The organism is Corallococcus sp. 4LFB (genome assembly GCF_046520365.1).
In the GTDB taxonomy this organism is placed as follows: Bacteria; Myxococcota; Myxococcia; order Myxococcales; family Myxococcaceae; genus Corallococcus; species Corallococcus caeni.
Map to the genome: position 1 here is coordinate 1 of NZ_JBKGHJ010000435.1, position 7,148 is coordinate 7,148.

Genomic DNA, 7,148 nt, shown 5'->3' on the forward strand with positions numbered 1-7,148 from the left:
CGCAGCCCTACAGCGCCCAGCCGTTCGTCTCCGGCACCGCCCCCAGCGCCCTGCCGCCTGGCCCCGGCACCAGCACCACCGTGACGGGCAGCGGCACGGTGGTGGCGCCGGCACCAGCACCACCGTGACGGCCACCGGCGCGGTGCTCCCTGGCACCAGCGGCACCGTGGCGGGTTCGACGGGCTCCACCGCCACCACGGGCGCGCTGATGCCACCCGCCACGACCACGCCCGGCACCCTGCTGCCGGGCGCCTCCAACAGCACCGTGACGCCAGGCACTCCGACGGGCACGACGTCCAGCATGGGGGTGGTGCTGCCGCCCGCCACCGGCCTCACGCCCCCGGGAATCACGGGCTCCCAGCCCACCACGCTGTCGCCGGACAGCAACACGTCCAGCAACTCCGTGACGTCGCCCGGTGGCGGCGACGTGACCCGGAACCCCATGGGGCCGTGAAGCGCTGGCGGCCTCCGGCCAGCCCCTCATGCGGTGAGGAGCTCGGCGTCTTTCATCAGGGGTGAGGGGTAATCGCGATAATCGTCACGACGTTCTTGCCTGGGCCGTAGTGCCAGAAAACCCTGTACGCGCCCGGCGTTTTGTTCTCGGCATATGCCTCGAACACTTCTTCGCCATCCTTGCCCGCCAGGGAGTCGTACTTGCGGGTCTGAAGGCTGCGATGGCGAAGATCCATCTCCATCAGACCTAGCGTCTTCTTCACGGCCTTGAGCCGCTTTGCCAGGCCTTTATCCGCCTCCAAAGCCGCGAGGTTGGACTCTGCCTCCCTGGTGAAAAGGAGCTTATTCGTCGGCATACGCGGCGAAGCTTCCGAGCTCCTTCACTTCGCCTCGAGCTGACTGCTCCAACCCCTTCTTGACTGAAGCCAGAGCCTTCCGGTTCTTGAAGATCCAGGCCTCCTTGGCGGGGATCTCCACGTGCGGATGCAGAATCAGGGTGCCGTCCTTGCCCTCTTCGATGGTGTAGCTGCTTACGCCAGCAGCCAGCGCGCCCAGGGTCACCCGCCCCTTGCTATCCGGCCTGACGGTCTGGAGCGGCACGTCCGAGTTCGTGCTCATTTTGCTTTCCCCTCGAAGCATCAATCGACGATGCGAAGTTACCTGGCTGTGGGACTCAACTCCAGTGGGAACCTGACCTACTCCCACCAAGCTTCCATCCCACCCGGACGCTTCGCCTTTGGACACTGCCTCCGCTTCTGGGGCAAGCCCGGCCCGCGCAAGCCTCCCCCTCCGCCCGCCCCCGCCGTTCCCCGAGCAGGCAGGCGGATGAGCCGCCCCTGCACACACCGGGGGGCCTGCTCACCTTCGGTCCTGCAGAAAGCCAGGACCTTTCAAGCAGTCAGACTCCTATCGGGGGAATCCACATGAAGAAGTTCCTGAAGACCCAGCTGACGGTGGCGGCGGTTCTCGCGGGTGCGCTCGCGCTCGGCACGGGCTGTAAGTCGGATCAATCCGCGACGCGCGGCACGGAACCCACGCCGGCCTCCGACTCCACCATGCCCACGGACTCCAGCGGTACCGGCATGGACACCTCCGGCTCCGGCACCACCACCACACCGCCGCCCAGCAGTGGCGGCTCCGGCTACGACACGGGCGGCACGTCGCAGGACTCGACGATGCCTCCCTCGGACATGAGTACCGGCGGCTCAGGCACGACGGATGACACCGCGCAGCCGCCCTCCACCGACGACAGCAGCATGGATCCGGGCACCGGCGGCGCGGGCACCGGCGAGGCCGAGCCGGGCGTGCACGACGGCGAGATGACCGAGCCGGGCACGGGCGGCTCCGGCACGTCCACGGACGACAGCGCCATCCCGGACGACAGCACCCTGCCCAACGACTCCACGCTGGACCCGAACAGCTCCGGCGCCCAGGGCGACATGACCACGCCGACGCCGGACGCCACGGGCACGATGTCGCCCAACGGCACCACGCGCTAGGCCCGCCCACCCCTCCGCCGTGACACCCACGGCGGCGCGGTGACTTCCAGCAGCGCCCGTGACCCTCACCGGTCGCGGGCGCTGCTTTTGTTTCCAGCGCCAGGCCTGGCGCACGAACCCCGCGCGAACGACAAGACCCCGCCGACGCCCGGGCGGCGTCAGCGGGGTCCTGGAGACCACGGAGCCTGGAGGCTCAGGTCACCTTGACGCCCGGCGACCAGGGCTGGCCCACCGGTTCGATGATGCGCGGGCTCCCGTTGTCACCCGGGCCATTGCCGGGGCCACCGCCCGGGTCGAAGGTGGACGGCGTGTGATGTTCACGGCCCTCGTCCTCCGTCCCCGCTTCGCGCGCCGGCGCGGGAGGCAACTCCTCCAGGGGAATGTGCAGCACGTCCTTCTTGCTCATGACGAACGCCTCCTTTCCCCCTTCAGGGTGGGTCGGCCGGGGGGTTTCCGCATGCCGCCAGGAAGGGGGCCCGGCGGGGTGCTCGCTGGCATCCTTCGCGGCCGTGGCGGTCACCACCAGGCGCTCCCCTGCCCGCATGCCCTCCGGCCTCCGGAATGCGTGGCTCCTGGATGACAGGGAACGACCGGGGGCTTATCCAAAGAGGTCCAGGCAGCGCGCACCCGAACCGAGAGCATCCACCGCATGAAGCTGTTGCTGGCAGGCCGACGAGGAGCAAGCGACCCGCTGTTCGCCCCCCCGGAGGCGCCCCTGCCCTGGCTCCAGCGCGTGGAGGCCTGGGTCCAGCAGGTGGCGGACGGGGTGCTGGAGGGCAGCCGCATCGAGGACGGCCCCCAGGGAGCCCCCGTGCTGCGCCTGCGCCTGCACCCGGCCGCGCCGGAGGTGTCGCTGCTCGCGGCGACCCAGGAGCGCATCGTCGTGTCCGCGGAGACCAGCGCCGTGGGCCCCGGCTACCACCGCTACCTGGTGGACCTGCTCAAGCACCTGGGCGACCTGCACGGCATCAACTGGGCGCCGCCCGACGAGGACGTGGGCGTGGGCGACGCCACGGGCTACTTCCACACCGGCGACGCGGGCCCGATTGAAGAGCACTTCCTGGGGTGGCTCCAGCACTCCGTGGGGCAGGTGCTGCGCATGCGCAGCCTGGGCAACTCCGGCTTCGGGTTGTCCATGCGCTTCGGCCACACCTTCCAGCACCCCGGCGCGCTGCTCACGCCGCTGGGCCCCCGCGACGAGCGCTGGCTGCGCGCCGTGCACGAGGACCCGCGGCAGGGCACGGACGTGTTCCCCTGGTGGAGCCCCGGCGTGGACGCGCGCGAGCGCTTCACGCGCGCCCTGTGCCGCCTGTGGACGGACGTCGTCTGGCGCTCGCCGCTCTTGGAGGAGGAGCGCCAGCGCCTGCGCGACGTGGCCCGGCTGCTGGAGCAGGCGTGGCGCGAGGACCCCACGCTCCCCTACCCGTGGCGCGAGTGGCAGGAGGTGCTCGGCTACCTGGGCATGGGCGGGACGGTCGCGGAGGAGGTGCACCGCCGGGCCCTGGAGTCGCCCGGCGTCGGGCCTTCGATGGGCTACCGGCGGGGCTCCGTGCAGGTGGCGCTCCCCGAGGGCTGGGAGATCCGCATCCCCGGCTCCCTGGCCGAGACGCGCCTGGGCGACGGCAGCTGGGTGGCCCGAGACCACCGCCGCACCGTGCGCGTGCTGCCGCTGGAGGACTCCGTGGAGGACAGCCTCGCGCCCACCAGCCCCGAGCGCCGCGCCCTGGAGCTGGAGCACCACGGCGCCCGCGTCAGCGGCCGCGCGTCCCTGCACATGGGCCCCGGCGAGTGCCGGCTGACGGCCCTGTGCCGCTCCGGAAACCGCCGCGCCCTCTGCGTCGTCAGCTTCGATGATCCGGACGAGCAGGACTGGGCCCTGGGCACCTGGCGCTCGCTGGACCACGCCGTCGCCGCCTGACCCCGCGAGGTCGTTGCGGCCCCTACCACTTGCCAGAGCGCCGCCCGGTGGACAGTCAGCGCACCCGGACGTCTTGCCTCACAGCACGGTCGCACCCACCTTGCGCGGGCACCTTTCCCACGGAATCGAGTGAGACGCATGAGCAGCAAGCGGGAAATCTGGCCGGGCAAGCCCTGGCCGCGTGGCGCGACCTTCGACGGCTCGGGCACCAACTTCGCGGTCTATTCGCAGGTGGCCACGCGCGTGGAGGTGTGTCTCTTCGACCGGGCGAACCCGGCGAAGGAGATTGAACGCTTCGATTTGCCGATGAGCACGGAGTTCGTCTGGCACGGCTACGTGCCGGACCTGGAGCCCGGGACGCTGTACGGCCTGCGCGTGCACGGGCCCTACGAGCCGGAGAAGGGGCACCGCTGCAACCCGCACAAGCTGCTGGTGGACCCCTACGCCAAGGCGCTGCACGGCGAGGTGGACTGGAAGCAGCCGGTGTTCGGCTACCCCCTGGAGCACCCGAAGAAGGACCTGATGCGCGACGAGCGCGACAGCGCGGCCGGCATGCCCAAGGGCGTGGTGGTGAGCGACTTCTTCGACTGGGGCAACGACCGGCGCCTGGACATCCCGTGGCGCAAGACGGTCATCTACGAGGCGCACGTGCGCGGCCTCACCATGCGCCACCCGGGCGTGCCGGAGCACCAGCGCGGCACGTACGCGGGCCTGGGCTCGCCGGTCATCATCGAGCACCTGCAGAAGCTGGGCATCACCGCGGTGGAGCTGTTGCCGGTGCACGCGTTCGCGGACGACTCGTTCCTCAACGACAAGGGCCTGTCGAACTTCTGGGGCTACAGCACGCTGAACTACTTCTCCCCGGAGCCGCGCTACGCCAGCCGCAAGAGGCCGGGCGGCGCGGTGGCCGAGTTCAAGGCGATGGTGAAGGCGCTGCACGCGGCGGGCATCGAGGTCATCCTCGACGTGGTCTACAACCACACGTGCGAGGGCAACCACCTGGGGCCCACGCTGTCGTTCAAGGGCATCGACAACGCGTCGTACTACTGGACCATGCCGGAGCCGCGGCACTACCTGGACTTCACCGGGTGCGGCAACAGCCTCAACGCCTCCAACCCGCAGACGGCGCGCTTCATCGTGGACTCGCTGCGCTACTGGGTGGAGGAGATGCACGTGGACGGGTTCCGCTTCGACCTGGCCACGGTGCTGGGCCGCTCGGGCCAGGGCGGCTACGACCCGAACGCGCCCATCTTCCAGATCATCAACCAGGACCCCGTCCTGGGCCGCGTGAAGCTCATCGCGGAGCCGTGGGACGTGGGGCTGGGCGGCTACCAGGTGGGCGGCTTCCCGTCGCCGTGGCACGAGTGGAACGGCAAGTACCGGGACGCCCTGCGCAAGTACTGGAAGGGCGACGAGAACCAGGCCGCGGAGGTGGGCTACCGGCTCACGGGCAGCACGGACCTGTTCGCGGCGGCGCGCCGCAGGCCGCAGACGTCCATCAACTTCGTCACCGCGCACGACGGCTTCACGCTGCACGACCTGGTCACGTACAGCAGCAAGCACAACGAGGCCAACGGCGAGCACAACCGCGACGGCGCGGATGACAACCAGGCGTGGAACTGCGGCGTGGAGGGGGAGACGGACGACAAGCACATCATCTCCCTGCGCGAGCGCCAGAAGCGCAACCTGCTGGCGTCGCTGTTCCTGTCCACCGGCGTGCCCATGATTGTCGCGGGCGACGAGATGGGCCGCACGCAGCGGGGCAACAACAACGCCTACTGCCAGGACAACGAGCTGTCGTGGGTGGACTGGAACCTGGACACGACGCGCCTGGACCTCCTGGAGTTCACGCGCAAGCTCATCCAGTTCCGCCACGGCAGCCGGTGCTCCAGCGCCGCCGCTTCTTCCAGGGCGAGCACCTGTGGGACTCCGAGCACAAGGACCTGGCGTGGTTCCGGCCCGACGGCACGGAGATGGGCGCGGAGGACTGGCAGAAGCCCTTCGTGCGGTCGCTGGCGTTCCTGCTGGGCGGCGACGCCATCCCCACGCCGGACGAGCGCGGCCAGCGCGTCAGCGGCGATTCCCTGCTGGTGCTGCTCAACGCGCACCATGAGCCGGTGCCCTTCACGGTGCCGCCGCCGGGCGAGGGCGGCGCGTGGCGGCTGGAGCTGTACACGGCGGACGACCAGCGCGGCGGCGAGGAGATGAAGCCCGGGAAGTTCGAGATGGCCGGGCGGTCGCTGGCGGTGTTCCGCAAGCCGGGGAGCAACAACACGCCGTGATACGGTGCCCGCGCTTGTTGAGCAGGAGCGCACCGTATGGAGGGTGAGGGAGACGGCGGCAGGGGTGACGAGGCCGCCGTCGCGAAGGTGTACGGGGAGATCGCCTCCGCCTACGAGGTGCTCTACCCGTCCCTGCATCGCTACGGCGACCGAGTGGAGCGCTTCCTCGCGGGCGTGGTGAAGCCGGACGTGCGCGTGCTGGACGTGGGCTGCGGCCCGGCGCTGCACACGCGAGGGCTGGACGCGTCCGTGGACGTGGTGGGCCTGGACGTGGCGCCGGAGATGCTGGAGCTGGCGAGCGCGCGCGGCCGTCGGGCACGTGGCGCGTGCACAGCTACCTGGACCCGGTGCCGGCGGACCTGGGCCTCTTCGACGTGGCGCTGGCCATCGGCTGCCTGGACTTCTGTGACGACCTGCCGCGCGTGCTGGGCCACCTGGGCCGCGCGCTGAAGCCGGGCGGCCGGATGTTGTTCACGGTGCTGGAGCGCCGTCAGGGCCTGGAGGCGCACGAGGAGGCCACGCGCAGGGTGCGCACGGCGGACACGGACGTGACGCTGCACCTGTGGAGCGCGGTGGAGACGGCGCGCGCGCTGGACCTCGCCGGGCTGCGCACGGACTTCTACCTGCACGCGCCCGGCTGGGAGCTGCTCGCGGAGGAGCGCACCATGTGGTTCGGCTGGTGGTACGTGACGCGGGACTGAAGAAGCGCCGTCAGGATTCCAGCGCGTCCGCGTCCTGTGGCCCCGTCGGCGAACTTCAGGGGGCGCACGGGGTTGTCCCGAGGCGTCCGGTTCCACGCGGGGGCGCTCTGCGCCGGGGCATGGGATTCGGACGTTCCTCACGGCCATCACCGCCGGGTGTTCCTGCCGCGATTGAAGGCCGTACCGGTCGTGCGCCACCGTGAGGCGCGCATGGCTGCCCTTTGCTGGGCAAACACACGAACTAAGTAGGTCGCCAGAAGTTCTCTAACAAATCGCGGAGCCAGAAGCCCTCGGC

At 70.5% G+C, this 7,148-nt stretch carries 8 protein-coding genes and 1 pseudogene; 6 read left to right on the forward strand and 3 right to left on the reverse strand.

Annotated features, from left to right (window positions below; genetic code table 11):
* Positions 1 to 124 precede the first annotated feature (124 nt).
* Positions 125 to 454 carry a hypothetical protein gene (locus ACLEQD_RS33125; RefSeq protein WP_410389526.1) on the forward strand — a complete coding sequence of 110 codons (330 nt, stop codon included), beginning with the start codon at positions 125 to 127 and terminating at the stop codon, positions 452 to 454.
* A 55-nt stretch (positions 455 to 509) separates the two neighbouring features.
* On the opposite strand, the gene ACLEQD_RS33130 is transcribed toward ACLEQD_RS33125, so the two are convergent.
* Both ACLEQD_RS33130 and ACLEQD_RS33135 read right to left on the reverse strand, forming a co-directional pair.
* The gene (locus ACLEQD_RS33130; protein WP_410389528.1) at positions 510 to 809 is read right to left on the reverse strand and encodes a hypothetical protein; all 300 of its coding nucleotides are present in this window, start codon (positions 807 to 809) and stop codon (positions 510 to 512) included.
* Entirely contained in the window at positions 796 to 1,071 is a 276-nt protein-coding gene (locus ACLEQD_RS33135) for a hypothetical protein (RefSeq protein WP_410389530.1), read from the reverse strand. Before ACLEQD_RS33135 ends, ACLEQD_RS33130 begins: the two co-directional genes overlap by 14 nt.
* Before the next feature lie 305 nt (positions 1,072 to 1,376).
* On the opposite strand from ACLEQD_RS33135, the gene ACLEQD_RS33140 reads away from it, so the two are divergent.
* Positions 1,377 to 1,952 (forward strand): hypothetical protein, encoded by a 576-nt coding sequence (locus tag ACLEQD_RS33140; RefSeq protein ID WP_410389532.1) that lies wholly within the window; start codon positions 1,377 to 1,379, stop codon positions 1,950 to 1,952.
* Between the two features lie 193 nt (positions 1,953 to 2,145).
* Here ACLEQD_RS33140 and ACLEQD_RS33145 read toward each other — a convergent pair whose 3' ends face one another.
* Complete coding sequence (locus tag ACLEQD_RS33145; protein ID WP_410389534.1) at positions 2,146 to 2,358, reverse strand: hypothetical protein; 213 nt, start codon at positions 2,356 to 2,358, stop codon at positions 2,146 to 2,148.
* Positions 2,359 to 2,601: 243 nt separating this feature from the next.
* Here ACLEQD_RS33145 and ACLEQD_RS33150 point away from each other — a divergent pair, with 243 nt between their 5' ends.
* The 4 genes and pseudogenes from ACLEQD_RS33150 to ACLEQD_RS33165 all read left to right on the forward strand — a co-directional run bounded on the left by ACLEQD_RS33150 (position 2,602) and on the right by ACLEQD_RS33165 (position 6,853).
* A complete protein-coding gene (locus tag ACLEQD_RS33150) occupies positions 2,602 to 3,870 on the forward strand; it encodes a hypothetical protein (protein ID WP_410389536.1) in 1,269 nt (422 codons plus the stop codon).
* 138 nt (positions 3,871 to 4,008) lie between these two features.
* Positions 4,009 to 6,152, forward strand: a pseudogene (gene glgX, locus ACLEQD_RS33155) (glycogen debranching protein GlgX).
* 36 nt (positions 6,153 to 6,188) lie between these two features.
* Positions 6,189 to 6,602 (forward strand): class I SAM-dependent methyltransferase, encoded by a 414-nt coding sequence (locus ACLEQD_RS33160; protein ID WP_410389538.1) that lies wholly within the window; start codon positions 6,189 to 6,191, stop codon positions 6,600 to 6,602.
* Positions 6,527 to 6,853 carry a hypothetical protein gene (locus ACLEQD_RS33165; RefSeq protein ID WP_410389540.1) on the forward strand — a complete coding sequence of 109 codons (327 nt, stop codon included), beginning with the start codon at positions 6,527 to 6,529 and terminating at the stop codon, positions 6,851 to 6,853. The genes ACLEQD_RS33160 and ACLEQD_RS33165 overlap by 76 nt, the downstream gene beginning before the upstream one ends.
* Positions 6,854 to 7,148 lie beyond the last annotated feature (295 nt).